Source organism: Rudanella paleaurantiibacter (assembly GCF_009184635.1).
Taxonomy (GTDB): domain Bacteria; phylum Bacteroidota; class Bacteroidia; order Cytophagales; family Spirosomataceae; genus Rudanella; species Rudanella paleaurantiibacter.
The window spans coordinates 651,069-677,519 of sequence record NZ_WELI01000005.1; the positions used below are offsets into that span (position 1 = coordinate 651,069).

Sequence of the window (26,451 nt, forward strand, 5' to 3'; positions counted from 1 at the left end):
AATAATTGGTAAGCGCATAATTTTACCGAACGACTCGGAATCGAGTCTCTCCAGTACTCGGCTTTTCTATCCGGGTCGGGTCGTACACATTCAAAAAACGATTAAGCAAATGAACCCATCAGAAACTACAAACAGCTACCAGACGAATGGGGCTAATGGCGTTCCCCATCATCACGCGGCTCTCGACGTAAACAGTGCCGATGCCGCCAAGTGTCCGTTCCTGAACGGTCAGTTGAACCACGTAGCCGGTGGCGGTACATCTAACCGGGACTGGTGGCCCAATGCCCTCAATCTGAGCATTCTGCGTCAGCACTCGTCGCTTTCTGACCCGATGGACCCCTCGTTCAACTATGCCGAGGAGTTCAAAAGCCTCGACCTGAACGCGGTTAAAGAAGACATTGTAAACGTACTGACTACCTCGCAGGAGTGGTGGCCCGCCGACTACGGTCACTACGGTCCGTTTATGATTCGGATGGCCTGGCACAGCGCCGGTACGTACCGGATTGCCGACGGCCGGGGTGGTGCCGGTGCCGGTATGCAGCGGTTTGCTCCGCTCAACAGCTGGCCCGATAATACGAACCTCGACAAGGCCCGCCTGTTGCTGTGGCCGGTGAAGCAGAAGTATGGCCGTAAACTCTCATGGGCCGACCTCATGATTCTGGCCGGTAACTGCGCGCTGGAGTCGATGGGCTTCAAAACGTTTGGTTTCGGTGGTGGCCGCGAAGACATGTGGGAGCCACAGGAAGACGTGTACTGGGGTGCCGAAACCGAGTGGCTTGGCGACAAGCGCTACACCGGCGACCGCGAGCTGGAAAACCCACTGGGTGCCGTGCAAATGGGTTTGATTTACGTAAACCCCGAAGGCCCCAACGGTAACCCCGACCCGATGGCGTCGGCCCGCGACATTCGCGAAACGTTCGGCCGGATGGCCATGAACGACGAAGAGACCGTAGCCCTGATTGCGGGTGGTCACACGTTCGGTAAAACCCACGGTGCCGCCGATCCGAGCAAGTACGTAGGCCGCGAGCCAGCCGCTGCTGCCCTCGAAGAGCAGAGCCTCGGCTGGAAAAACACGTTCGGCACGGGTAATGGTAAGTACACCATTACGTCGGGGCTGGAAGGTGCCTGGACGACAACGCCGATTCAGTGGAGCAACAACTACTTCGAAAACCTGTTTGGTTTTGAGTGGGAGCTGACCAAGAGCCCGGCCGGTGCATTCCAGTGGAAGCCTAAAGGTGGTGCTGGTGCAGGTACCGTACCCGACGCACACGACCCTGCGCTGAGCCATGCCCCCACGATGCTCACGAGCGACATCGCCCTGCGCGTTGACCCCGCTTACGAGAAAATTTCACGCCGGTTCTACGAAAACCCCGATCAGTTTGCGGATGCCTTTGCCCGTGCCTGGTTCAAACTGACGCACCGCGACATGGGTCCACGGGCCCGTTACGTAGGTCCCGAAGTACCCGAAGAGGTGCTGATCTGGCAAGACCCGATTCCGGCTGTTACGTATAAGCAAATCGACGACGCCGACATTGCCGCCCTGAAAGCCAACATTCTGGCATCGGGCCTGACGGTATCGCAACTGGTATCGACTGCCTGGGCGTCGGCCTCAACGTTCCGGGGTTCCGACAAGCGTGGTGGTGCCAATGGCGGCCGCATCCGGTTGGCTCCGCAGAAATACTGGGAAGTAAACAACCCAACTCAACTGGCCAACGTGCTGGATACGCTGACCTCGATTCAGTCGGAGTTCAATGCGATTCAGACCGACGGCAAGCAGGTATCGCTCGCCGACCTGATCGTACTGGGTGGTTGTGCTGCTATCGAGAAAGCGGCTAAAGCGGCTGGTTTCGACGTAACGGTGCCGTTTACGCCGGGCCGGGCTGATGCCTCTATCGAAGAAACCGACGTGGAGTCGTTTGCCGCCCTGGAGCCGATTGCCGATGGTTTCCGCAACTATGTGAAAGCACGCCATGCGGCCAAAGCCGAAGCGCTGTTGATCGATAAGGCGCAACTGCTGACGCTGACCGTACCCGAACTGACCGTACTGCTGGGTGGTATGCGCGTGCTGAACGCCAACTATAACGGTACCTCGCACGGGGTATTTACGAAGCAGCCCGAAACGCTCACCAACGACTTCTTTGTGAATCTGCTCGATTTAGGCACGACCTGGAAGGCTACGTCTGACGCGCAAGACCTGTTTGAAGGTCGCGACCGCGCTACCGGCGAGCTGAAGTGGACGGGCACCCGCGTAGACCTGATTATGGGTTCTAACTCGGAGCTGCGCGCTATTGCCGAAGTGTACGGTTGCTCTGACTCGCAGGCGAAGTTTGTGAAGGACTTCGTGGCGGCCTGGAACAAGGTGATGAACCTCGACCGTTTTGATCTGAAGTAAACCTCTGAGATGATAATCGGAAGCCCGGCGTCTACTGGATGCCGGGCTTTTTTTGTTGGCCGCCTTACTGAGGTATCTGACGATTAGGCTCGGTAGGCTTCGGTTAATGATCTATCCAAATTTATTTTACCTTCACCTACAACTAAAGCGAGCAGTCGGTATCTCTTCTGTTTTTAGTTTGTAACTCAAACCACTAAGCCACAAAACCATGCAGCAATTCTTTCTCATCATTTTGGCTGCCACCGCACTATTCTCTTGTGATCGTCAGAAGCTAACCACTGATTCGACAGCTACCCAAAACGAACGCCTTGTGCAGGAATACTACGCGTATTTCAACAAACACGATTGGGCCAACATGGCAGAGCTGTACACAGAGGTTGCCGACTTTAAAGACCCCTCGCTTGGTGAAGGTATTGTCAAACAGACCAGACAACAGACCATTAAGAAGTATTCGGAGCTGGGAGTGATGTTCCCTGACGTGAAAGACGAAGTTGTGCAAATATATTCCTCTGGTGAGAAACACGTCATTGTTGAGTTTATCTCATCGGGTACAGCACCCGACAGTACGAAATTTACACTTCCGATCTGCACCATTTTCACCATCGAGAACGGGAAAATCACAAAGGACTTTACTTACTACGATAACTTCGAGGATCCGAAACCTTAATTTCAATACCCGACATTCGTTCAATACGAAAGGAATGGTACGCGGATGAAACAGATTAAGCCAATTTTCGCGGATTGATGAAGAGAATCGGCGTACATCTACCCGATCCGCGTTCAATTGCCACCGATTGGCTAAGTCAATCGTCTGATTGTACATTTTGCCCAACACTGAGAGCCCTAATCAAAGCCGTTTAGCTGGTTTCGATTTTCAACCCATAAAGGATGCAGTTAACCATCATTCCCACAACATTGCTTCAGTCCTACCTTTTGGAAGTACCCAAAGGGTTGCAAGAGGCATTTGATGCGTTACACGACGCACCCTTATCGACACCTAATTTCAGCTTTTATACCTCGGTTGCATCTGTTTTCAGCAGTAAGATTGAAGGCGAAAACATTGAATTAGACAGCTACATCAAACACAAACGGGATGGCCTTCCGTTTCTGCCCGATTACACCAAAAAAATTGACGATTTGTACCAGACCTACGAGTTTGCTCAGCAACGCCCACTGAACAAAGAAAACGTAGTTGAAGCCCATAAACTTCTGGGCAAACATCTCGTCGCAACTGCCTGGCAAGGCCGGTATCGTATACAGAATATGTACGTATCTACTGAAGATGGACGCATTGAGTATGTAGCGGCTCCACCCGCTCAGGTTCCGACCGAAATGGCTAGCTTCTTCAGCGATCTGGAAACGCTCCAGAATACCCCGATGGCGATTGAGGAAGTTTTCTTTTATGCCTCACTCGTTCACCTGGTTTTTGTAAAAATTCACCCCTGGAACGATGGAAACGGTCGAACCGCCCGCCTGCTTGAAAAGTGGTTTTTAGCCCAAAAGCTGGGCGAAAAAGCCTGGTTTATGCAAAGCGAAAAAATGTACTACCAACAACACAGCGTCTATTACCAGAACCTTAGGCGATTAGGGCTCGAATACAACGAACTGGATTACGGAAAAGCCCTCCCTTTTTTACTGATGCTACCTCAGGCTGTGAGGTGAGTACAGACTTAGGAGAAACCGAGAACTTTCATACCCATGCAACCAACCCCTTCCAACCCCCTCAGCCCGACCGTTTTTGCCCAAACGTATTTCCACGGCACGAAGGCCAACCTCCAGCTCGGCGACCTCATCAGCGTCGGATTCAACTCGAACTACGGCGAACAGAAGAACGCCAAATACATTTTCCTGACGGCCACACTGGATGCCGCCATCTGGGGCGCCGAATTGGCCGTGGGCGAAGGCCGGGAACGGATTTATCTGGTTGAGCCAACCGGCCCAATTGAAAACGACCCCGACCTGACTGACAAAAAATTTCCGGGCAACCCGACCCAGTCGTACCGCTCTACCCATCCCTTCAGAGTGGTGGGTGAGGTAACGAGTTGGCAGGGGCACCCCGCCGAGCAGGTGAACGCCATGAAAGAAGCGCTGGAACGGCTGAAGCAACAGGGAATTAACTCCCTAAACGACGAGTAAACGACAGTCTAAACAAAGCAGAGCCCCTTTTTTATGAGCCCAACGAACCCCGCAGTCGATTGGTTTTTCGCTAAAACCGGCCCCTGGCAGGAGGCTTATTCTGAGTTGCGTGAACTGGTACTCGAATCTGGCCTGACCGAAGAACTGAAATGGGGCTGCCCCTGCTACACGGGTCAGGGCAATGTGCTTCTGATTCACGGCCTTAAAAACTATTGCGCGATCCTGTTCTTGCAGGGGGCTTTGCTCTCTGACCCACAAAAGCGGCTCGTGCAACAAACCCAGAACGTACAGGCTACGCGCCAACTGCGGTTTACGAGCGTGGAAGAGATTTTAGCGAACAAGTCGCTCATAACCGCCTACATTCAGGAGGCCATAGCCCTCGACAAAGCCGGTCTGAAAGTTGCGCTGAAAGAAACGGCAGCCTACCCTACTCCACCCGAGTTTCAGCAGGTGTTAAACGATATGCCCGAACTCCGAGCCGCCTTCGAAGCCCTGACACCGGGTCGGCAACGGGGGTATTTGCTTTACTTTTCATCGGCCAAACAGGTTAAAACCCGCGAAGCCCGCATAGAAAAGTACCTGCAAAAAATTCTGGATGGCAAAGGGCTCGACGATTAAGCACATCATGACACCCCCTACGTTCTCGTTTACCTGGCGCTATTTCCTGATCGCCGTGGCCTTGTTCGTGGTCGAGGTGCTGATTGCTTTGTTTGTGCGCGATCGGTTTGTACGGCCCTACGGCGGAGACTATCTGGTGGTTATCATGCTCTACTATGGCGTAAAGGCATTTGTACGGGCACCACCCCGGAGTATAGCCCTGGGTGTGCTGCTGTTTGCCTACACGCTGGAACTCCTGCAATATTTCAGACTTGTCGACCGGCTCGGGCTGTCGCACAATGAGGTGGCTAAAACCGTTATCGGCTACGGTTTTGAATGGTGGGATATGCTCGCTTACACACTCGGTATAATCACGGTATTAGTATGGGAGGAACGAAAAAAGCGACTTCGCCCTCTTTTGGATGAACTGTGACTTTTGTGACAAAACAACCGACGCAGAAAGGGGAAATTTGCAACTGGGTACTGCAAAACAGACATGACCAGAAACGTAAAACTTGGCCTTAAGCAAAACTGGAAACAGTTTTCCCTCCTGGTACTTATCAATGCCTTTGTGGGCGGAATGGTCGGTATGGAACGGACTATTTTCCCCCAGTTTGCCCAGGCACAATTTGGCATTGACTCCAAAACCGCAGTTCTTTTGTTTATCACCGCCTTCGGGCTCTCGAAAGCCGTTGCCAACTACTACACCGGGCGGCTGGCCAACACATTAGGCCGTAGAAATTTACTTTTGCTCGGCTGGCTAATTGCCATTCCGATTCCGTTCATGCTGATTTATGCTCCGAGCTGGAATTGGGTGATTTGGGCCAATGTGCTTTTAGGGTTTAGTCAGGGGCTGACCTGGAGCAGTACCGTTGTCATGAAAATTGATCTGGTTGGCGAACAGGATCGGGGCTTTGCTATGGGCCTCAACGAGTTTGCCGGGTATCTGGCCGTGGGCGTTGTGGCCTTCCTGACTGGGTTGGTGGCTGACCGGTACGGGGTTACGCCCTACCCGTTCTACATCGGGATATTTATTGCCACAACTGGCTTTCTTTTAACCCTTTTGTGGGTAAACGATACCCGAGCGTTCGTACAGCAGGAAAGTAAGACGGTCACCTCAACACAGGTTGACAATGTATTCTGGGAAACAACGGTCAAAAACAAAACCTTGAGTTCGGTTACGCAGGCAGGCCTGGTCAACAACCTGAACGATGGTATGATCTGGGGCTTGTTCCCGATTGTACTCCTGTCGCTGCATTATACCAACGAAACGATTGGTGTTCTCACCGCTATTTACCCCTCTGTTTGGGGGATTGGCCAACTCGTTACGGGCAAAATGTCTGACCATTACTCAAAGAAACGAATGCTTTTTTGGGGGATGCTCTTGCAGGGATTAGCCATCTCGATCATCCCGTTTATGGATGCCGTTTACGGGTTTGCTCTAATTTCGGGTCTTCTGGGATTGGGTACGGCTTTGGTTTACCCTACGTTCCTGAATACGATTGCCCAGGCAACCAATCCGCAGCAACGGGCCGAAAGTATCGGCACCTTTCGGCTATGGCGCGACTTAGGCTATGCATTCGGGGCCATTCTATCCGGTATCACCGCCGACCTGTTCGGCATTGATTATGCCATTTTTCTGATTGGGGCGCTTACACTATTGTCTGCCCTGATCATCAAAGTCCGTATGCCAGCGTCTGCACGCCCACCGGTTAACACAAATACCCTCAGCCGGGTGCATCCATGAGATAAACGAATTTTGGACAAAGCCCTCCTGGTTATGTCCGAGACCATTCAGTCCGAGACCATTCAGCCCAAAAACCATACACGCTGTGCATCATCCGTTAATCAGCTACTTCCTGAAAATAACCACACTTACGCCCCATGAAGTCGATACCCTCATTGCGAGCATGGAGGTTAAGCAATACCCTAAAAAAGCATTTCTCCTGAAGGAAGGCCAACAACACACCGACACCCTTTTTGTGCTCAAGGGCTGTGTTCGCCAATTCCATATCGTTGATGGCAACGACATTACCACCAACTTCTTTACCGAAGAGCAATGGATAATTGCACCCGATACCCTGAGCACAAAAAGGCCCTCACCCTATGCGCTAATATGTATGGAAGATACCACCGTAGTGGTAGGCAACGAGCAAAAAGCACAGGCTTTATTCCGGCAATTTCCCAAATTTGAAACCACTTCACGCCAGATTATCGAGGCTGTACTAATGGAACAGCAACGCTTGCTGACCTCTTACATCACCGACAGCCCGGAGCAGCGTTATCTAAACGTATTAGAAACCCGCCCCGACTTACTACAGCGCGTACCCCAGTATGATATCGCAACGTACATTGGCGTTAAACCTGAGTCGTTGAGTCGAATCCGACGAAAACTCCAGACGAAGCGTTAGGTAACCTCCTCCCTTAGCCAGCGCCATGCATACATTATGATAAACAAGGTAGTAGCTATCTCAATCGACGCAAAGAATATGTAATAAAGCGTAGCCGAACCTATAAAGAAGGTAGCAATCATGACGGCCGTTTTTATACATCCAGCCACAAGATTGGCCCAGCCATTCGCAGTTTTAGGGAGCACGTTTGCCAGCAGCACCATAGCAATAGGGATCTCCATCAGAATACCTGCGCCAAGCAGAAAAGGCTCATTGATCGTTAGCCCGTCAACCCTTCCGGTCAGGTATTGCCTTAACAGGTTTGCATCCATCAACCCGATCAAATCGCAATAGAGATAGTTCAATGTGACGAAAATCCACAGGATTGTAAGCAGTTCCTTTCTTGATTTCATAATGCCGCTGTTAGCAAGGTAGAGCGCAAAAGTATCGGCTCCGGTTTCGGCATTCGTTGACTTCGGTTAAGAAACAACACCCGAAAAACGCCAGATCCAATCAGCTAAAAGCATAGAAAACAACCCTTAAAAGAAAAAATTATCATAAATTTGTATATTAGTCTGCGCAACCTTCTGCGTAAAGTTTATAGGTATGGTAAAATGCCTTAGTTATATACTAGGCCTGTTTATGCTGGTCTCCTGCCTTCCTCAAAAAGAGGAAGTACCACCCTTGACGGGGGTTTATAAAGCCACGGCCCAATTTGTTACTTCGTTCGATGGGCAAACCAGCACCCAGGTTATCAACGGTACACTTACGGTTTATTCCGACGAAACAGACCAGATTACCTTTACTCAGGACATTTTGGGTCATAACGGGATCTACGAAGCCGACCGTACAAGCGATGTCGCCTTTACCCTGGTAAAATCGATTCAGAAAATCACGGTCAATACCGTCGAGTACGAAGGTGTGTTGCGAGGCAACGGGCAATTTTCGGCCGATAAGCGATCCCTAACCATGAACACAGCCACCGACCTGGTGATCAATGGTAAGCTGGCTTCGCAAACCATGCACCTTAACGCCAAACTTTAGCCTCCGCTTCGTTCGGCGACTTCTGCTATACTTGTAGTGGATTCACAACGTACCACCACCGAGCCCACAGGCACCCGGCGGCTACTTTATCGATGACAGACCGCTTAAACGACCTCCTGAAAAGCTTAGGCATTGCGAGCCAATTGTTGCGCGACGAGTTTATTGACCACTGCACTGTATCTGAGCTGCCCAAAAACACCGATATTCTGGTAGCTGGCAAGACCAACGCAAGCGAGTATATACTGGTGTCAGGAGTAGCACATCGCTACACGGTATCGGACAAGGGCGACCCGATCACCACCGGTTTTTACGGGTCAGGGGCGGTAATTACCCCGCATTTTGCGCGTACTCAAAACGGCCGGAATCTCTTCAGCCTGCAAACCCTGACCGATGCCGTTCTGGCCCAAATTCCGGTAAACCAGCTCGACCGGCTGCGGGCTACCCACGCCGACTACCGCGAGTTTGGCCAACGGGTACTCGAAAATGAGCTCGTGCAGGCGCTTCAGTTTGCGGTATCTTTTCGGTCGTTTAGTGCCAAAGAACGGCTGGTAGCTATGCGCACCCAGTACCCCAACCTCGAAAACCTCGTTCCGCACCACATTATCGCGTCGTATCTGGGTATTACGCCCGTGTCGTTCAGTCGGCTTCGCCACGAACTTTCGCGGGCCTGACGATTTTATCAAATGATAACGGTAACCCAACGGCCCCGCCCCAACTTTGCCTCATTGAAACGCCAACACCGTTCGTTCAATGAGCCATCAACCGACCACCGCACGCGTATTTGTCTCCCACCCGAAGGAGACCGCTCAAACCACTCATATCGTCAACCGGGGCGATACACTCTTTACCACATTTTACCCCAATCCGGGCTGCAAAACCGTAGTGCTGCTCCACGGCGGGCCGGGCTTTCCCAGCGATCTGCCCGAAGTTGTTGAGTGCCTGCGCAGCCGGTTTCAACTGATCACTTTCCATCAGCGTGGCACTCGACAATCACCTTGCCCTAGTCGCGACTATTCGATGAACGCCTACCTGAGCGACATCGAAGCCGTCCGGCAGCATTACGGTGTTGAGCGGTTTCATCTATGGGGGCACTCATGGGGTGGCCTTTACGCGCAAATCTATGCCGACCGCTACCCCGATGCACTCTTAAGTCTGTTTCTATGCTGCCCCGGCTCGGGTACAAACCTGGAATGGAAACAGACCGAGCATGAAGTAATGCAGCTCAATCGGTCAAAGTGTACAAGCTGGGAATGGGTACAAATGGGCTGGAATAATCTGCTGGGTATGCTGGGCAGCGACCGGGCCTATGAGCGGCTTTTTACACAGGTAATGAAAAACTACAACCACGAGTTTATTCAGACAGATTACCTGAGCGTCGACTTCACGAACCTGAAGGCCGAACCGATTAACCGAACGCGGCCCGAAATCCTGAAGTACCCGCTCCTACCCCAACAACCCCACCCGCCGTTTCCGGTCACGATTGTCTATGGCGATGGCGACATCTACCAATCGAGCAAAAACTTTGTTCTGAACCGGTACCCAACTGCTACCGTACAGACTATTACCCACTGCGGGCACATTCCGTGGCTACATAACCCAACCGACTACAAGGCTATATTGCAGCGTCATTATACCAACCCATGAAACCAACCCTTTCTGTACTTACGCTGGGCGTGACCAACCTCCCCCGCGCGGTGGCTTTCTACCGCGACGGGCTGGGCTTGCCCACAAACGGCATCATTGGTGAAGAATTCGAGAACGGGGCGGTGGCTTTTTTTCAGTTACAGCCTGGCCTGCGGCTCGCCCTATGGCCCCGCCAAAGTATGGCCCATGATACCGGCTTACCGGATGAGGGTTCCTCAACGCTCGCTTTTACACTCGGTCATAACGTGGATAGCCAGGCCGAGGTAGATACAGTGATGCAACAGGCCGAAAAAGCGGGTGCCCGGATTATAAAACCGGCCCAACCTACGTTCTACGGCGGCTACGCGGGCTACTTTGCCGACCCCGATGGGCACCTGTGGGAGGTTGTCTGGAATCCGCATCTGGATACGCTTTAGTAGCCCTTTTAATACTGCAAATAATTGACAGTAAAGCCATTATATAAAATACGTTAGAGTAAGTAATCAAGCAGAATTAAACTGAAGTATTTGGAATAGATGCTTTTGTCATCCCGACACAGGAGGGATCTTTCTAATTGACTGACTGTAAGATCCCTCCTGCGTCGGGATGACAAACCAAAGTTTAAACTAATTCTGCTTGACTACTTAAGTAACCGGACGGTTTTATTTTGTCATTCCGAGGAATGAGGAATCTTAGAATGACCTGATCATGAGATTCCTTGTTCCTCATAATGACAAAGACAACATTTAAATAATTGACTCTCACTACTTCCTTAAAAGCCGAAAAACAAGGTAACAGCCGTAAAACAGTTAGTAACGAGACGCAAAATAGTGTGTCTTTGCGCATAGCAAGGACACTGTTTTTTCTCTTTGGCTTGACATTTGGAAAATCATTTTTAACTTTGTAATACAAAGTACTTCGCAATCTGCCAACCAAAATTGTTCCTGCATAATAAAACAACCCGAGCGTTACCGCTCAATTTTTTGAACTATTTACTTTTAAAAACAAAGTACTTTAAAAAAATCAACTATGACACAGCCTGACAATACCCCAACCCAATCGCTCCATCCGACTCCATTGATCAACCGTGTGCTGGCAGGAGCGGCCCTTGGATTAGTCTTGATTTCAGTTTTTCTGCTGACCGCCGACGAACCGGACCCCAGTTGGCCTCAGTACTGGATGGTACGCCCGCTGCTGATTGTGCCGATGGCCGGAACTCTGGCGGGAGTTATTAATTACGCGCTTGATTTTGTGCGGGTTCAGGGAGAAAAGCAAAAGATTGTGGCCAACATCGCCAGCATTCTGATTCACCTGATCGGTCTCTTCATGGGCTTTGTGCTTGGCCTCGACGGTACCATGTGGGACTAACCCCTAACGATAGTACTTACTTTCATATTAGTAATGTAAAAATCCCGGCACCTCCTGGCTACCGGGATTTTTTGTACACGCTTAACAAGATGGCTATGCTTTCAAACAACTCGTCAGAACACCACCACCCCTTTGGCATTTCGGCCAGCGAGCATATCGTCGAAAGCCGTTTGTAGCTCATCGAGGGTGTAGGTGCGCGTGATGAGTTCGTCCAGCAGGAGTGCCCCCGTTTCGTATAGTCGTTGGAGGATCGGGAAATCAATATCGGGCCTGCACTGCCCGTACAACGGATTGATGTACACCTTATCCCACTCAAACAGGTTCATGTCGATGGCGATAGTTTGCTCAATACCGCTCACCTGCACGGCCATGCCCGCATTACGCACCATAGCGAGCGGAGCCGCGCCCAACTCCGGTATAGCTGTGCATTCAAACGCATAGTCGGCCCCGCGCCCCCCAGTGAGGGTTTTGACCTGCTGGGCCGCCTGAAGCAGGCCCGTATCAGCGCGGTCGGCCTGAATGGTGTGCGTAGCACCGTATTGCCGGGCCATATCGAGCCGGTTGGCGTTAATGTCGACGGCGATAATCATACTGGCTCCGGCGATGCGGGCACCTTGAATCACGTTCAGGCCCACGCCCCCGCTGCCGAGCACCACCACCGACCGGCCGGGCTTTACCTTAGCGGCATTAACCACCGACCCGTAACCGGTCATGACTCCACAACCAACAATAGCCGCCGACGGGAACGGCATCTCGGCCGTAAGTCGCACGGCCGCAGCCTCGCGGACTACTGTGTGGGTCGACAAAGTACCGAGACTAAACGCCCGCTCAATGGGCTGCCCCCGGTACGTGGTCCGTTCGAGGGCCGCGTGCCCCCCACTGGCCCGGTTGCCCGAAGTGACCGGCGAATTGACCTCGCAAATATGCTGATTCCCTTCCAGACACTGAAAGCAACGCCCGCACGGAATGGCCCAGTTCAGAATAACGGCATCACCCGGCCGGAACCGGGTCACGGCAGGCCCTACAGCCCGGACAATCCCGGCACCTTCGTGCCCCATGACAAGGGGTTTCTGCCACGACAACGAGTCGTAATCGGTGTGGCAAATTCCGGCCGCTTTCACCTCCACCAGAATCTCGTCGGTCTGGGGTGGGTTCACCTCAATGGTATCGATTCGGAAATGGCCATCGCCGGTGGCAATGGCAGCTTTTGCGAGCATGGCAGGTGGGTTTAGGTACCGCACTCCCTGTCAGTGCTCAAAGACCCTGACAGTGGAGTGCGGTGACTAGAAGGTACTGACAAGGAGGATTACCTTGTCTGGATGTTTCATTACTGACGAACTCTGCAACCACTGACAGGGTTTGTTAGGACCGCGAAGTCTACAACCACTGACAGGGTCTTTGACCACTGTCAGGGTTTGCGGTGTGGTCACCCAAAACTATCTACACCGTAACGGCTTTCGGCTTACGAAAACTCAGGAACACAGCGAGTGCGATAAAGGCAATCAGCAACCCGTTGAAAACGGCATCGAGCGTGTCGCCAAGGGCCACAACGGGCGGCTCAAACTTAAACTCGATAGTGTGCTTACCAGCTGGCACGCGCATAGCACGTAATACGTAGTTAGCGCGCAGGTGCGGCACCTTTTTCCCGTCGATGTACGCATTCCAGTCGGTATCGCCCCGGTAATAGATCTCCGAAAATACGGCCAACTGTTCGGTGGGGGCGTTGCTTTCGTAGGTCAGATGGTCGGGAATATAGTTGGTCAGGCGGATGGTAGCCCCGGTTGGGTCGAGGGTGGGCAGGCCATTGAGCTGATCAGCAAACCGCTTGTCGACCACCACCGAATCGCGGGGGTTGAGTGTCTGTACGGCGGCCATTTCAGCATCGGCATCGGGTACCTGCACAACGGTCCGCACGAACCACGCATTGCCCAGGGCTTCGGGGTTCGGCTGGGCAACCGGTGCCGAAGGCTGTTGCTGCGGGTTAGCCGGGTCAGGCTGAGGTTGCATAATGGCATACTTGCCATTGAGCATATTCAGGATATTGAGCGTATTTTTCGGAAAAGCGTATTCAATTAGTTCCTGATAACGGCGCAGCTTGGCCGCATGGTACCCCCCAATGGATTTGTGGAAAAACGACGTCCGGTTGTCGTTCATAAAGCTCCCGGTCTGATCCCACACCCGGTAGCTGAGCGATTTGTCTCCTAAAATCTGGGCATCGGCGGGAGTTTCCTCAAAAGCTGAGTTCACCTGCGTTTTTGGAATAAAGTTGCCGTTGTTCAGGAATCGCTTATCGACCATAAACAAATCGAACACCATCAGGGCCAGCAGCAGGGGAAAAAACACCCCGGCTTTCAGCTTCTTCAGCGCAAAGCCGTAGATGGCAGCAGCCGCCAGCAAAATGAAAATAACCGAACGGAACCCGTCGGCCCGAGCCATGCTCTGACGGTCGCTGATAAGGGCGCGCTGCATGTCGGTCGCCATAGCCTGATCGCCGAAGTACTGCATCAGCACCGGGATATCGTTGGCCGTCTGGAACGAGAAGAACACACCGCCCAGCAGCGCCAGCACCAGCGCCAGACCCGCCGTAAGCCCAACGCTGATGGCCAGTGGCTTTTTCAGTTGCTCGGCACTCAGGTTGCGGCTCACGATGGCATGAATCCCCAGCACAGCCCCACCCGCAAAAAACAACTGCGCCAGCCCCATGGTCATCGTAACAGCCCGGAACTTGTTGAACAGCGGAAAATAATCAAACAGCGGCCCGTTGATCACCAGCAGGTTTTTACCCATCGCAATGGCAATCATAAACAAGGCACCTACCAACAGATACCACCGAATACGGTGTGTGGAGAGGGTCAGGCCCAGCAAAAACAAAAACAGCAGCACGGCACCGGCATACGACGGCCCGCCCACGCCCGGCTGATCACCCCAGTACGTGGGAGCACCCAGCTCGACAAACTGCCGGGCTGCACCGGGGTCAACACCTTTGTTGACCAGGGCCTTGTAAAACTCAGAACCCTCGTCGAGGCCACCGCCCGAGCCGCCCCCGAAGAAATTCGGGATGAGCAGGTTGAGTGCTTCGGCCTTGCCGTAACTCCAGTTGAACGCATAGTCTTTATCGAGTCCGTCTTTGCTACCCGCGGCCGGTGCTGCAGCCGCGGCCGGTGCCGCTGCATCAGCGGTTTGGGCGGTTGTTTTGGCAGTCAGTTCCGAACGTCCCCGGATGGTTTCTTTCTGGTACTGGTTCAGCACAAGCAATCGCTTGCTGAAACTTGCGGCCCCCAAGCCCCCGGCTACGGCCAGAAAAGCCAGGCCCACAGCCAGTTGCTTCGCCTTACCCATCCGAACAAGGGCAATGCCTTCCATCAACACATAAATGGCTACCAGGATAAAGAGGTAATACGTGATCTGAAGGTGATTGGCATTCAGCTCCATACAAGCGAAGAAGGCCGTCAGGGCCGCCCCCGCCCAGTACTTACCCCGGAGTGTCTGAATTACCCCCGCCAGCACACCTGGCGCGTAGGCCATGGCCCACACTTTTGACACGTGTCCCGCTTCGACGGTCAGCATGAGGTAGGTACCAAACGCATACGCTACAGCGCCGGTAGCTGCCAGCCAACGCCGGGCCGCGGGCTTGTCGGGACTGGCGTCGTCGGGATCGGTGCGTCCAATCACGAGCAGGAGCAGGTACATGCTCACCATCGTGACGAACAGGAGGTTCACGGGCCGGGGAATGAGATTGAGCACCGACTCGACCGTGCGCCCTACAAACGTATAGGGATAATCGAAAGCGATCATGTAGGCGGGCATACCGCTGAAGAGGGCGTTGGTCCAAAGCGGAAACTCACCGGTTTGCTTTTTGAACTCACGCAACTCAATGGTTGATGCGTAGCTCTGCCGGATATCCTGCATGGGCAGCTCTTTGCCCTGAAACGCCGGAACAAAATAAATACCGGCTAAGACCAGAAAGCCCAGCACAAACAATAGATGCGGGCGCAACCGACTTAGACTCGGCCGCTCTAAGGGGGAATTTTGATTCATAGATCCAATTGGCAATGAGGGCAAAGATAGGGAAGGTTTTGGTCTCCTGAGATTGCCCCTACACAGTTGACAACGTAACCGGTAGCTCAACAACTATTTTTCCTGCTCCGCCCAGCCCAGTTTATATAGATATGTGGGCAAGCGACGATGTAGCTGCGTTTTCGTGGGCTCACTTCCACTAAACAATACCCTCTACGTAACCGCTTGTTGGCCTAACGTACTCATTCTGATTGACGGACAATTACGCAACATAAATTACAGCAACCGTTTACATAGAAATACCCTTTTCCTGGTATACAAACCAAAAAGAATGTGGTTATTAGCGCCCTGTTTGCATGTAAAGCTCACTTTCTATCCTCACACTTATCCTTCCCATGATCAACCAAACGCTCCGGCGCAGCCGCTCCCTTTTAAAAAAGGCGTATCAGCAGACCCTCGATACGGGCGAGCGACTTCTGGGTCTGCGCGATGCCCTTACCCCGCCCCGCTCCATGATTTTTGTGGGAGCCGGCGACTACAAAGAGGTTGGCGAACATTTTCGTACCCTGTTTATTGAGCTGGGGGGCCTCAAACCAACTGATCAGGTACTCGATATTGGCTGTGGCATTGGCCGCATGGCCGTTCCGCTGGTCAACTACCTCGCCCCGACTGCCCGCTACGAAGGCTTCGACATTGTAAAGTCGGGAATCGACTGGTGTCAGCAGCACATTACCCCACGCTACCCGAACTTCCGGTTTCAGCTGGCCGATGTGTACAACAGTCATTACCAGCCCACCGGCCGCTACCCGGCTACCGAGTACCAATTTCCGTTTCCCGACGCACAGTTCGATTTTATCTTTCTGACTTCCGTGTTTACGCACATGCCCAAGCCGGAGCTGGAAAATTACATCGGGCAAATTGGGCGGGTGCTCAAACCGGGCGGGCGGTGCCTGGCTACATTCTTTCTGCTCGACGAGGAGTCGCGCCGACTTATGCCCTCGCCCCGAAGCCGGTACAACCTGCAATACGAACTGGATGGGCGATACGTAGCCGATCTGAGCGATCCCGACATCTGTACGGGTTTCGACAAACAGTACGTGCTCGATTTACTGCAACAAAAAGGCTTTAACCCGGCCCCGGCCTTTTACCCCGGCACCTGGTGCGGTCGGCTCGAAGGCAAGTCGTTTCAGGATATTCTGGTTTTTCAAAAACCCGCCTGATCATCCCCCTCCTACCTTAGGCCCCGGCCCTCGTTTTAGCTTCCGTTTTATACGGAGCTGAGTGAGGCCGGGGCTTAATCTATTGATTTAGAAGACAAAGCAAGTCGACACATTCCGTTCGTCTATACATTTGGGGCATTCATCGATGTTTGGGCGGCATTTCGGGTCTGCGTATAAGCATCCGTGCAACTTTCGAGCGCAATTCTGTTTCTTTGGCGTATGAAAAAAATACACGCTTTTTTACCCCTTGCAGCCTTTCTGCTGACCCAGACGGTAACGGCACAAGACGCCATCACGTCGGGCGAAATTCGGTACGAAGCCACCCGCCGGATCGACCTTTCGCAAGTGCGGGTCAATATCAATGGCCAGGAGGTGCGGCCGGGTGGCACCTTGCCCAACGGTCAGACCTTCGATATGCCGCAAACAACCACCTACGGCCAATCGCTGCTGTTTTCGGGCGATATGGCGATGGAAAAACGAGACGCCCCGGCCATGATGATGCGCAGTATGCGCGTGGGTGGCCCCGAAGGACCCGGCGGAGCAGCTGGCGGTGACCGTGGCCCCGACAACCGACCCATGCGCAACCGGCAGTTTACGCCCCCTTTCGATAACAGCACGTACATCGATATGTCGTCGCAAACGATGATTACGGTGTTGAGCGTGAAAAAAGACTCGGTCACGACGGAGCATTATCGTAACGATGAGCCCATCACCCGCGACTCTACCTGGCGCGAAGACGATAAGACCAAGAAGCTGCTGGGCTATAAATGCAAGCGTGCAACGGCCAATATTCGCAATACACCCTATACCATCTGGTACACCACCGAGATTCCGCTGACGTACTCGCCCGTGGCCCGGCTGACGCCCGACAAAGGTGTAGTGCTCCAGATCGAGAGCGACCAGGAAGCCTTTAAAGCCACTAAAATTGAGTCTAAGGCCATCGAAGCAGCCACGCTACGGCCCAATGCCAAAGCACAGCTGGTATCGAAAAAACAGATGGAAGAAATCCGGCGGAAATCGATGGCCAGTTTCCGGCAACGCATGATGGCCGAAAACCCCATGCGGAATTAAGCCCTCTTTTTTATGCGCCTACTCCTACTTTTCACTATTCTACTGGCTTCCCTTTCCTCCTTCGCGCAGAACCGAGGTATTGGCACCATTCGGGCCTCGGTTCTGGACTCGACCACCAAACAGGGCCTGCCCGAAGCAACCGTTTCGCTACTTCGCGGACGCGATTCGTCGCTGGTTACGTTTCAGGTGACCGGGGGCGAGGGCGAATTTATGTTTCGCAACGTGGCTGAAGGCCCCTATCAGCTTCTGATTACGTATGTAGGTTACCAGACGCTCCGGCGCAATGTGACCATCACCGCGGCCGAGCCCACCCCTAATCTGGGGCCGTTGTACATGGCTACGGAAGCCAAATCGCTCAACGAAGTCACGGTGCAGGGTGCGCCGGTTGTGATCAAAGGCGACACGCTCGAGTTCAACGCCGGGTCGTTTAAAACCCAGCCCAACGCCGTGGTCGAAGACCTGATCAAGAAACTACCCGGCATGGAGGTAGAACGCGACGGGACCGTAAAAGCACAGGGGCAGGAAGTAAAACGGATTCTGGTAGATGGCAAGCCATTTTTTGGCAACGACCCCAAAATGGCCACCCGCAACCTGCCCGCCGAGATGATTGATAAGGTTCAATTGTACGACCGGCAGTCGGAGCAGTCGCAGTTTTCGGGGGTTGATGATGGCGACCGCGAGAAAACCATCAACATCACCACCAAGCGCGACCGGCGCAAGGGCGTGTTTGGGCGGCAATCGCTCGGAATGGGTCAGGAGCCGCCCAGCGGACCTACCCGCTACCAAGGTCAGGTAGGAATTAACCGCTTCGACAACGGGCAGCAGCTATCCGTTATCGGGTCGGCCAACAACATCAATCAGCAGAATTTTTCGGCCGAAGGGCTGGGAAATGGCGGGGGACTGGGTGGTTTTGGCGGGGGTAACAACTTCGGTGGAGGAGGCATGGGCGGCAACGGTGGCAACCGGGGTGGTCAGGGTGGTAATAGCGGAGGCAATTCGGGCCTGCCTACAGGACAGCAAACGAACCTGACCCGCGCCATTTCGGGGGGTCTTAATTTCTCCGACGGCCTGACTTCCAAAGTTGATTTCAGCGCCAGCTATTTCTACAACAATACCCGCACCATAACCGAGCAGACGTCACGGCGCGAGAATATTCTGCCGAGTGCGGCCCTGCGCGGTGCACCCTACCCCGATTCGACGAACATCACCAACCGGCAGTCATCGTCGGTCAGCACGTTTGGCAATCACCGGGTCAATGCCCAACTGATTTGGCGAATCGACAGCATGAATACGCTGCGCGTGATTCCTAACCTCGTGTTCTCCGACAACGTGTCGAACAGCCTGAGCGACTCGCGCACGGCCTCGAACCGGGGTACTCCGCTCAATAGTAGCCTCACCAATTACGACGCCAACGGGCGGGGAGTATCCGGAACCAATACGTTGCTCTGGACGCACAAATTTAAGCGCCGGGGCCGCACGTTTTCGGCCAACCTCAACACCACGCTCAACTCGCAGGTTACCAATGGCTTCAATCGCTCGAAAAACGAGTATTTTCAGTCGATTACAAACATTCCGCTGTCAAGTTCGATCACGGGTGGGGGCTCGCTGACGGGGGTTGGTGGCTTATTTGCGGCCAATATCAACCAGCGCAACGAGCAACAGACTGACGCCATGACCAGCAACCTCAACCTCTCGTACACCGAGCCGTTGTCGTTGGCGAAAACCCTTGAGTTTCGGTATAATCTGAACACCAACGACAATTCCTCAGACCGGCAGGTGTTCGACTTCGACGAGCGGGTCAACGCTTATACCTTACCCAACGAACGGCTGACCAACCGGTTCGACAATATTTTCCGCACCCAACGGGCGGGGGTGTCATTGCAAACCCGGCGGTTGAAATACAATTATACCTTTGGGTTCGATGTGCAGGATGCCAACCTTCAGACCAACAACATCTCGCGCGATATTGAACTGACCCGGTATTACCTCAACCTGTTGCCCAACGCCCTGTTTACGTACAACGTGTCGCGCAATCAGCGATTGATGATCAACTACCGGAGCCGGATTCAGCCACCCTCGGTCAATCAGTTGCAGCCGGTGCTCAACAATAGCAACCCGCTCAATATTCAGACCGGCAACCCCGACCTGAAACCGGAGTTTGCCAACACGTTGAATATCAACTATAACAACTTCGACCCGACGACTTTCCGCTCGTTGTTTGCGTCGATCAACGTAAATCAGATTAACCGCCGGATTGTGAATGCCACCGCTTTTAACAGCGCCGGTGGTCAGGTAACCAAACCGGTCAACGCCGACGGGTATTACTCAATCACGGGCTTCCTGAATCTGGGTCGTTCCATTGACTGGAGCGGACAGCGCGTAAACCTGAGCTGGGCTACCAACGGCAGTTTTGTGAATAACATCAGTTTCGTAAACGACCAATTGAACAAGGGCCGGAACCTGAGCGTGGGGCAGCGTGTGAGCATCAACACGTTCTGGAAAGACAAGCTCGACCTGAACCTTTCAGGCAATGTCAGCTACCAGTCGGCACAATACTCCCTACAGCCGCAACAGAACAGCAACTTCCTGTTTACGTCGCTTAACGCCTTTGTTTTCTACCAGTTGCCGGGCCGGTTTACCCTGACTTCCGACTTCAGCTACAATGCTAACTCGGGCCGGGCTGCCGGGTTCAACCAGCGGTTTGCACTCTGGAACGTGGGCGTAGCCAAACAGTTGTTTAAGCAGAAGCAAGGTGAGTTGCGCCTGTCGGTCTACGACTTGCTGAACCAGAACCGGAGCATTATCCGCAACGTAAATGACACGTACATCGAAGACGTACAGAGCCTGGTGTTGCGCCGGTACGTGATGCTCACCTTCACGTACAACCTCCGCAAGTTCGGTATGACCTCGACCCGGCGATAAGCCTCAGCGCGCGGCAAACGATATAGTTTGCCCACCCGAGCTCAGCACTAATTCGTTGGTGCTGAGCTTTTTTATTTGCCAGTCAACACCTACGGTTAATGCAGACAGGGCACAGTTAACCAATGCACATTGTGGGTCAGGGGTTTGAGGCCATAAAAAGCGCACAATTGTCCTGGTCGATGTAAAGGTAGCTGGCGAGCAACACCAGGCAGGCCGTTTGTCGGGGCCATACAACAGTGTGCCGTCGCGCCGGAACTCCACGACCACCGGATAAGGCACGGGCTGTCCGCTGGCTGTCTGCGTCCAGGTGCGGAATAGCAACTCTGGTCTAACGTCTTCTTCTTGCCGACAACCCAACAAGCCTATCAACAGAAGTATCAGAATCTTTTTCATCACGTTTGGATCAGAAATGATGCGTTTAGCCATAGACCCTTAAACTACCCTGACGGTTGGAACGAAACTGAGTAAATTTGTCTGTACATACCCACGGCCGGAACGTCGACCTTGCCGCCGGGGTTGTATACTAAAGCCCCCGACAACTGCTAATGTCCTTATTTATTTCTTCCCTGAACTCGGGCAGCAATGGCAACTGCTATTACGTTGGTAATCATCAGGAAGCCGTACTCATCGACGCCGGTATTTCGTGCCGCGAAACCGAACGGCGCATGGATCGGCTGGGCCTGTCGATGAAGACGGTGAAAGCCATTTTTATTTCACACGAGCATTCAGACCATATTGTCGGCGTCGACCGCCTGGCCCGTAAGTACAAGCTGCCGGTGTACATTACGCCCGGTACCCTGCGCAACACCCGCCTGTCGGAGTCGGCCATTACGTTTCAGCCCTTGCGTGGGTACGAGCCGGTCCTAGTTGGCGACTTGTCTGTAACGGCTTTTCCAAAGCAACACGATGCGGCCGACCCGCACAGCTTTCTGGTCAGTTTTGGGGGCATCAACGTGGGCGTGTTCACCGACATAGGTACGCCCTGCACACACGTAATCGATCATTTTAAGCAGTGCCATGCCGCCTTTCTGGAGGCCAATTACGACGATGACCTACTGGCTCTGGGCCGGTACCCTTACTTCCTGAAACAACGTATTTCGGGCGACAACGGACACTTATCCAATCGGCAGGCGCTCGACCTGTTTCTGAACCACCGGCCGGTGCACATGAGCCATCTGTTACTGGCCCACCTCTCGCGCGACAACAACAGCCCACAGGTAGTGGCCAATCTCTTTGCTCCTCACCTCGCTCACACGCAATTGGTAGTGGCGTCACGCTACGCCGAAACGGCTGTTTACCAAGTCAGTGGAGTGATGAAATAGCAAAAAAAGAGATGACATCTTGTTTGGAAAGATGTCATCTCTGGTGCCGCACAAGTCAGCCCGGTGCTGAAGAACAAAAAAGAGATGACATCTCTCGAAACGAGATGTCATCTCTGATACTCTACAAGCAGCTTGCTTATTTTTTCTCGCTGACGTGCGCGTCGTAGTTCACGCCGTACTGTTTGAGCACCGGCTCAGGTACGCCATCCCACTGATTGGGGACGTTGCCCACATAGCCCAGATCCTGAATACCCATTTTTGAGGTCCAGAAACCGGTTGATGTCATGTTGCGCATCATGTTGAAGAACGCAACTCCCTGGCTCATTTCAGGTTTTGCCTGCTTCGGATAGGCGATCTGATCGACCATCTTGATTTGCTGCTCACCCGTGCACTCGGCAAACGGCTTACCGAACTGCTTGCGGCACTGGTTATCGAGCCACCGCAGGCCACCCCGCATGGGGGTCTGGTTGGCGGGCTGATCCTTCATCATAAACTCGATAAAGGCCGGTACACGCGCCTGCGACGCACTCCCCGACTTTTTGTCGGCCGGAATGATGATGTCGCACAGCAGGGTCACGGTTTTCAGCTCCTGTGGCGTGAAGAACTTCTCAGCCATCAGCTTCGCATCGCGCTCTGCTTCAAATTTTTGCCGACCGCCCGGTATTTTCACCGCGGGGGTTGGTGGTGGCACCGCAGCCTCGACCGGCCCTACGGCCAACCCGAAACCACTCAAACCTATTGCCTTAAGTGTGTCTCTGCGTTTCATCTGTAAAAAGAGTTTTTGGTTTTTAGTTTATCGTTTTTGGTTGTCTGAAACTCCATCTGGATCGTCGAAGCCTACATTGTAAGAAATCAGCTCTTCGCTCAAAAACCGGACGCCTTTGTAATCTGTCTCTTGTAGATACTTCATGAAATTGATAAGCATCCGGGTAATGACATCCGATTCAGAATAAAGAATTTCAAACGTTTTCGGATCAATATGCCCCCGGTCAGACGCCCGATAAAGTTGTGACTTTACTTCGGTATTTGAGCCGAGCGCGTAGCTTAAAAACTGTTTAAACTCTGCCCGGCTCCCTCGTCCAAAACCTTCAGCAATATTGTCCATGACTGACCCACTGACTCGCGTTATCTGATTGCGAAGTTCAATGTCTTTCGAAAATGAGCCTCGCAGTGTCAATGGGTAAATTAATCCATCAACATAACGAGCTTTCTTCCAAACATTTAAGTCTTCGAATCGCTGAACCGTTGCCATTATGCACCAACCATATACCAAAAACGATAAACCAAAAACTACATTTAGATATTCTTCTTCTTCACCTCGTCAATCAGGTATTCGCTCGTGCGCATCGAACTGGCCAAAATGGTCCAGGTTACGTTTTTGTCGCCCTGCGAAACAAACGGAGCCGCATCGACTACAAACAGGTTCTTACACTCGTGTGCCTGCTGAAACTTGTTCAGGGCCGACTTCTTCGGGTCATTACCCATCCGAACCGTACCGATCTCGTGGATAATCTTACCGGGAGCCTCCAGACCGTAGCCGTGGTTGGTGTTCGGGCCGGGCTTCGGTCCCATCGGGATACCACCCAGAGCATGGATAATTTCTTCGAACGTATCCTGCATGTGCTTAGCCTGCTTCACTTCGTAGTCAGACCACTTGTAGTTGAACCGAAGCACCGGAATACCGTACTTATCCACCTTGTTCGGGTCGATTTCGCAGTAGTTGTCCTCACGCGGAACCGGCTCGCCCCGACCTGCCATGTGCACGTAGGCACCGTAGTAACGGCGATAGTCATCTTTCAGACCAGCTCCGTAACCACCTACCGGCCGGGTCCGACCGGGCTCCACTGCCTGCGTATTTTCAATACCTGAGCCGAAACCATAGCCCGGCATACCCATGCCACCGCCGTACTCGATGTGGTAGCCGCGTGGGAAGTCGAGTTTCTTGTTATCGAGCCACCAGGGCGTAAACACGTGCATACCGCCTACGCCATCTTCGTTGTAGCGAACGCGGTCCATCAGGGCAGGCACAAATGCACCCCGCGAAGCACCGGTTGAGTCGTTGAGGTATTTACCCACCACGCCACTGCCATTAGCCAGACCGTTGGGGTACCGTGACGATTTTGAGTTGAGCAGAATCCGCGCCGACTCACAAGCACTTGCACCAAGCATAACCGCTTTGGCACGTACCGTATGCTCCTGCAACGTACCCGTGTGCACATAGCTGACACCCGTAGCCAGGCCCGTTTGCGGGTCGGTGAGTACCTCGCGGCACATAGCGCCGTTAATGAGCGTCACGTTGCCCGTTTTGATAGCCGGAATACACAGTACCGACGACGACGAGAAGTCGGCATACGCCTGACACGCCCGTCCGCACTGATGGCAATAGAAACACTGCCCACGCTCATTGTTGATGGGCTTCGTGAGAATCGACAAGCGCGAAGGAACGATCGGTACACCCGCATTTTTGCCCGCTTTTTGCAGCAACAGCTCGTGCAGACGAGGCTTTGGCGGAGGCAGGAAGTACCCATCCGGCTCGTTCGGGAAATCGGGGAGGTTGGTCCCAAACAAGCCGAGCGTTTTGTCGCAGCGGTCGTAAAACGGCTTGAGATCTTCGTAGGTAATTGGCCAGTCGTCGCCTACACCCGTAAGCGAACCCCGCCGGAAGTCATCAGGTCCGAAACGGAGCGAGATACGCCCCCAGTGATTGGTCCGCCCACCGAGCATCCGCGACCGGAACCAGTGAAATTCGGTACCGGGCTTGGCTGAGTACGGCTCGCCATCGATATCCCAGCCACCCCAGGCGGCATCGAAGTCACCAAACGCCCGGGTAGTACCCGCACCCCGCCGGGGCGATTCGTACGGCCACTTCAACTGAGTAATGTATTTAGGATCGGCGGGGTCAAAATACCCACCTGCCTCAAGCAGGATAACTTTGGCTCCGGCTTTGGCCAGCATATATGCCGCCATACCACCGCCAGCGCCCGACCCGACGATTGCTACGTCGTACTCGACGGGGGCCTTTTTAATTTGTGGAATGTCCATGTAGGAAGACGATTCTGGTTTACTCAATCAAAAGAACAACGTTAAGCAATTTTAATGCTTTCGGGGCAAGATTGCCGACGAAGTTGCCCAATACCCGCTTATTTTTTTGCTGACCGCTTAAAATCCCGAATTTTTAGTCACTTCTGGACGGATTTACGACCAAAAACCGCAAACGGGCAGGTACCCGGAGGGGAAAATGAGGAATGAGGAGATAGGAGTGAGAAGGGAGAATGCAGGAGATAGGAGATAGGAGGTAGGAGTGAGGAGTTGCTGACGCGTAAGCAATACTCATGCGTCAGCAACTCCTCACTCCTACCTCCTCACTCAATCTTATACTATCTTTGCCGATAATTATGGCACAAATCGGGACGGATTGTTTAGCCGCCAAGGCATTTTTAGAAGCGGGTGATGTTGTCGGGATTCCGACCGAAACGGTGTACGGGTTGGCGGGTAATGCGCTCAACCCTGACGCGGTACTCCGCATTTTTACGGTTAAAAACCGGCCTGCATTCGACCCCCTCATCGTCCATACCGACACCCTCGATAAAGTAAACCGGTACGTGACCCACCTGCCCGACGCAGCCCGCCAACTCGCCGAAGCCGTATGGCCCGGCCCACTAACGTTGCTGCTGCCCAAACGAGCACTGGTGCCCGACCTGACTACATCGGGACTGCCAACCGTGGCGATTCGCATTCCGAACCACCCACTCACGTTACATCTACTTAGCCAGCTCGACTTCCCGTTGGCCGCCCCAAGTGCCAACCCGTTTGGTTACATCAGCCCTACCACGGCGGCCCACGTAGCTGAGCAGTTGGGCGATCAGATTCCGTATGTCCTCGACGGCGGCCCCTGCGGTATCGGGGTCGAATCAACCATTATTGGGTTTGAGAAGGATCAGCCTACCGTGTACCGGCTCGGTGGTATGGCGCTCGAACAACTGACTGCCCTCGTGGGGCCACTCACCGTCCGCGATCACTCAACCTCGAACCCACAGGCACCGGGAATGCTCAGTAGCCATTATGCCCCGCGCAAACCGGTTTTTCTGCTCGACCCCGGCGAGCAACCAGCCGAAACAGACGAACAAACCGGTGCGCTTGTTTTTACCGATCCCTTGCCGGGCATTCCGCTCGAAAATCAGCGAATATTGGCTCCGGGCGGCACCGTGACCGAAGCCGCCCGCAATCTGTTTGCCCACCTGCGCGCCCTCGACCAACTACCCCTCGCCCGCATTTACGCCCAACGTGTACCGCCCGAGGGTCTGGGCAGAGCAGTCAACGACCGGCTCAAACGGGCAGCGGCCCGGTAG

General features: G+C 53.4%; 25 protein-coding genes. 18 read left to right on the forward strand and 7 right to left on the reverse strand.

Annotated elements, in window-relative coordinates:
* Nucleotides 1–109 precede the first annotated feature (109 nt).
* The 8 genes from katG (at nt 110) to F5984_RS14875 (ending at nt 7,536) form a co-directional block, all read left to right on the forward strand.
* On the forward strand, nt 110–2,392 hold the full coding sequence (katG, locus tag F5984_RS14840; protein WP_152125004.1) for a catalase/peroxidase HPI: 2,283 nt from the start codon (nt 110–112) through the stop codon (nt 2,390–2,392).
* A 208-nt stretch (nt 2,393–2,600) separates the two neighbouring features.
* Nucleotides 2,601–3,059, forward strand: coding sequence for a nuclear transport factor 2 family protein (locus F5984_RS14845; protein ID WP_152125005.1), 459 nt, complete (start codon nt 2,601–2,603; stop codon nt 3,057–3,059).
* Between the two features lie 248 nt (nt 3,060–3,307).
* Entirely contained in the window at nt 3,308–4,054 is a 747-nt protein-coding gene (locus F5984_RS14850) for a Fic family protein (RefSeq protein ID WP_246169023.1), read from the forward strand.
* A gap of 36 nt (nt 4,055–4,090) precedes the next feature.
* Entirely contained in the window at nt 4,091–4,528 is a 438-nt protein-coding gene (arr, locus tag F5984_RS14855; protein WP_152125007.1) for an NAD(+)--rifampin ADP-ribosyltransferase, read from the forward strand.
* A 33-nt stretch (nt 4,529–4,561) separates the two neighbouring features.
* On the forward strand, nt 4,562–5,146 hold the full coding sequence (locus F5984_RS14860) for a YdeI/OmpD-associated family protein (protein WP_152125008.1): 585 nt from the start codon (nt 4,562–4,564) through the stop codon (nt 5,144–5,146).
* 7 nt (nt 5,147–5,153) lie between these two features.
* A complete protein-coding gene (locus F5984_RS14865; RefSeq protein WP_152125009.1) occupies nt 5,154–5,558 on the forward strand; it encodes a ribosomal maturation YjgA family protein in 405 nt (134 codons plus the stop codon).
* Between the two features lie 63 nt (nt 5,559–5,621).
* Nucleotides 5,622–6,872: an MFS transporter gene (locus F5984_RS14870; protein ID WP_152125010.1), complete on the forward strand. Its 1,251-nt coding sequence runs from the start codon at nt 5,622–5,624 to the stop codon at nt 6,870–6,872.
* 85 nt (nt 6,873–6,957) lie between these two features.
* On the forward strand, nt 6,958–7,536 hold the full coding sequence (locus F5984_RS14875; RefSeq protein ID WP_152125011.1) for a Crp/Fnr family transcriptional regulator: 579 nt from the start codon (nt 6,958–6,960) through the stop codon (nt 7,534–7,536).
* Here F5984_RS14875 and F5984_RS14880 read toward each other — a convergent pair.
* Nucleotides 7,533–7,928, reverse strand: coding sequence for a DUF6326 family protein (locus F5984_RS14880; RefSeq protein WP_152125012.1), 396 nt, complete (start codon nt 7,926–7,928; stop codon nt 7,533–7,535). The genes F5984_RS14875 and F5984_RS14880 overlap by 4 nt on opposite strands.
* A gap of 229 nt (nt 7,929–8,157) precedes the next feature.
* Between F5984_RS14880 and F5984_RS14885 the strand changes: the two genes are divergently transcribed.
* The 5 genes from F5984_RS14885 to F5984_RS14905 all read left to right on the forward strand — a co-directional run bounded on the left by F5984_RS14885 (nt 8,158) and on the right by F5984_RS14905 (nt 11,550).
* Nucleotides 8,158–8,559 (forward strand): hypothetical protein, encoded by a 402-nt coding sequence (locus F5984_RS14885; protein WP_152125013.1) that lies wholly within the window; start codon nt 8,158–8,160, stop codon nt 8,557–8,559.
* 92 nt (nt 8,560–8,651) lie between these two features.
* Nucleotides 8,652–9,230, forward strand: coding sequence for a Crp/Fnr family transcriptional regulator (locus F5984_RS14890; protein ID WP_152125014.1), 579 nt, complete (start codon nt 8,652–8,654; stop codon nt 9,228–9,230).
* A 79-nt stretch (nt 9,231–9,309) separates the two neighbouring features.
* The gene (locus tag F5984_RS14895; RefSeq protein WP_152125015.1) at nt 9,310–10,203 is read left to right on the forward strand and encodes an alpha/beta fold hydrolase; all 894 of its coding nucleotides are present in this window, start codon (nt 9,310–9,312) and stop codon (nt 10,201–10,203) included.
* A complete protein-coding gene (locus tag F5984_RS14900; protein ID WP_152125016.1) occupies nt 10,200–10,619 on the forward strand; it encodes a VOC family protein in 420 nt (139 codons plus the stop codon). Before F5984_RS14895 ends, F5984_RS14900 begins: the two co-directional genes overlap by 4 nt.
* A gap of 592 nt (nt 10,620–11,211) precedes the next feature.
* The gene (locus F5984_RS14905; RefSeq protein WP_152125017.1) at nt 11,212–11,550 is read left to right on the forward strand and encodes a potassium transporter KefB; all 339 of its coding nucleotides are present in this window, start codon (nt 11,212–11,214) and stop codon (nt 11,548–11,550) included.
* A gap of 113 nt (nt 11,551–11,663) precedes the next feature.
* Here F5984_RS14905 and F5984_RS14910 read toward each other — a convergent pair whose 3' ends face one another.
* Both F5984_RS14910 and F5984_RS14915 read right to left on the reverse strand, forming a co-directional pair.
* Nucleotides 11,664–12,767 (reverse strand): alcohol dehydrogenase catalytic domain-containing protein, encoded by a 1,104-nt coding sequence (locus tag F5984_RS14910; RefSeq protein ID WP_152125018.1) that lies wholly within the window; start codon nt 12,765–12,767, stop codon nt 11,664–11,666.
* A gap of 223 nt (nt 12,768–12,990) precedes the next feature.
* Nucleotides 12,991–15,588: a YfhO family protein gene (locus F5984_RS14915; RefSeq protein ID WP_246169024.1), complete on the reverse strand. Its 2,598-nt coding sequence runs from the start codon at nt 15,586–15,588 to the stop codon at nt 12,991–12,993.
* Nucleotides 15,589–15,962: 374 nt separating this feature from the next.
* On the opposite strand from F5984_RS14915, the gene F5984_RS14920 reads away from it, so the two are divergent.
* The 3 genes from F5984_RS14920 (at nt 15,963) to F5984_RS14930 (ending at nt 20,780) form a co-directional block, all read left to right on the forward strand.
* Entirely contained in the window at nt 15,963–16,787 is an 825-nt protein-coding gene (locus tag F5984_RS14920; RefSeq protein ID WP_152125019.1) for a class I SAM-dependent methyltransferase, read from the forward strand.
* Nucleotides 16,788–17,006: 219 nt separating this feature from the next.
* Nucleotides 17,007–17,858 carry a GLPGLI family protein gene (locus F5984_RS14925; RefSeq protein ID WP_152125020.1) on the forward strand — a complete coding sequence of 284 codons (852 nt, stop codon included), beginning with the start codon at nt 17,007–17,009 and terminating at the stop codon, nt 17,856–17,858.
* Nucleotides 17,859–17,870: 12 nt separating this feature from the next.
* On the forward strand, nt 17,871–20,780 hold the full coding sequence (locus tag F5984_RS14930; protein ID WP_152125021.1) for an outer membrane beta-barrel protein: 2,910 nt from the start codon (nt 17,871–17,873) through the stop codon (nt 20,778–20,780).
* 3 nt (nt 20,781–20,783) lie between these two features.
* Here the strand turns inward: F5984_RS14930 and F5984_RS14935 are convergent, their stop codons facing one another.
* Nucleotides 20,784–21,173, reverse strand: coding sequence for a hypothetical protein (locus F5984_RS14935; RefSeq protein WP_152125022.1), 390 nt, complete (start codon nt 21,171–21,173; stop codon nt 20,784–20,786).
* A 152-nt stretch (nt 21,174–21,325) separates the two neighbouring features.
* Here F5984_RS14935 and F5984_RS14940 point away from each other — a divergent pair, with 152 nt between their 5' ends.
* Nucleotides 21,326–22,102: an MBL fold metallo-hydrolase gene (locus F5984_RS14940; protein ID WP_152125023.1), complete on the forward strand. Its 777-nt coding sequence runs from the start codon at nt 21,326–21,328 to the stop codon at nt 22,100–22,102.
* A 136-nt stretch (nt 22,103–22,238) separates the two neighbouring features.
* Here F5984_RS14940 and F5984_RS14945 read toward each other — a convergent pair whose 3' ends face one another.
* Genes F5984_RS14945 through F5984_RS14955 form a run of 3 tightly spaced genes read right to left on the reverse strand, consistent with a single transcriptional unit; the run spans nt 22,239 to nt 25,144 of the window.
* Nucleotides 22,239–22,868 carry a gluconate 2-dehydrogenase subunit 3 family protein gene (locus F5984_RS14945; protein ID WP_152125024.1) on the reverse strand — a complete coding sequence of 210 codons (630 nt, stop codon included), beginning with the start codon at nt 22,866–22,868 and terminating at the stop codon, nt 22,239–22,241.
* A gap of 27 nt (nt 22,869–22,895) precedes the next feature.
* Nucleotides 22,896–23,354 (reverse strand): four helix bundle protein, encoded by a 459-nt coding sequence (locus F5984_RS14950; RefSeq protein WP_152125025.1) that lies wholly within the window; start codon nt 23,352–23,354, stop codon nt 22,896–22,898.
* Between the two features lie 44 nt (nt 23,355–23,398).
* Nucleotides 23,399–25,144 carry a GMC oxidoreductase gene (locus F5984_RS14955; protein WP_152125026.1) on the reverse strand — a complete coding sequence of 582 codons (1,746 nt, stop codon included), beginning with the start codon at nt 25,142–25,144 and terminating at the stop codon, nt 23,399–23,401.
* A 353-nt stretch (nt 25,145–25,497) separates the two neighbouring features.
* On the opposite strand from F5984_RS14955, the gene F5984_RS14960 reads away from it, so the two are divergent.
* Complete coding sequence (locus tag F5984_RS14960; protein ID WP_152125027.1) at nt 25,498–26,451, forward strand: L-threonylcarbamoyladenylate synthase; 954 nt, start codon at nt 25,498–25,500, stop codon at nt 26,449–26,451.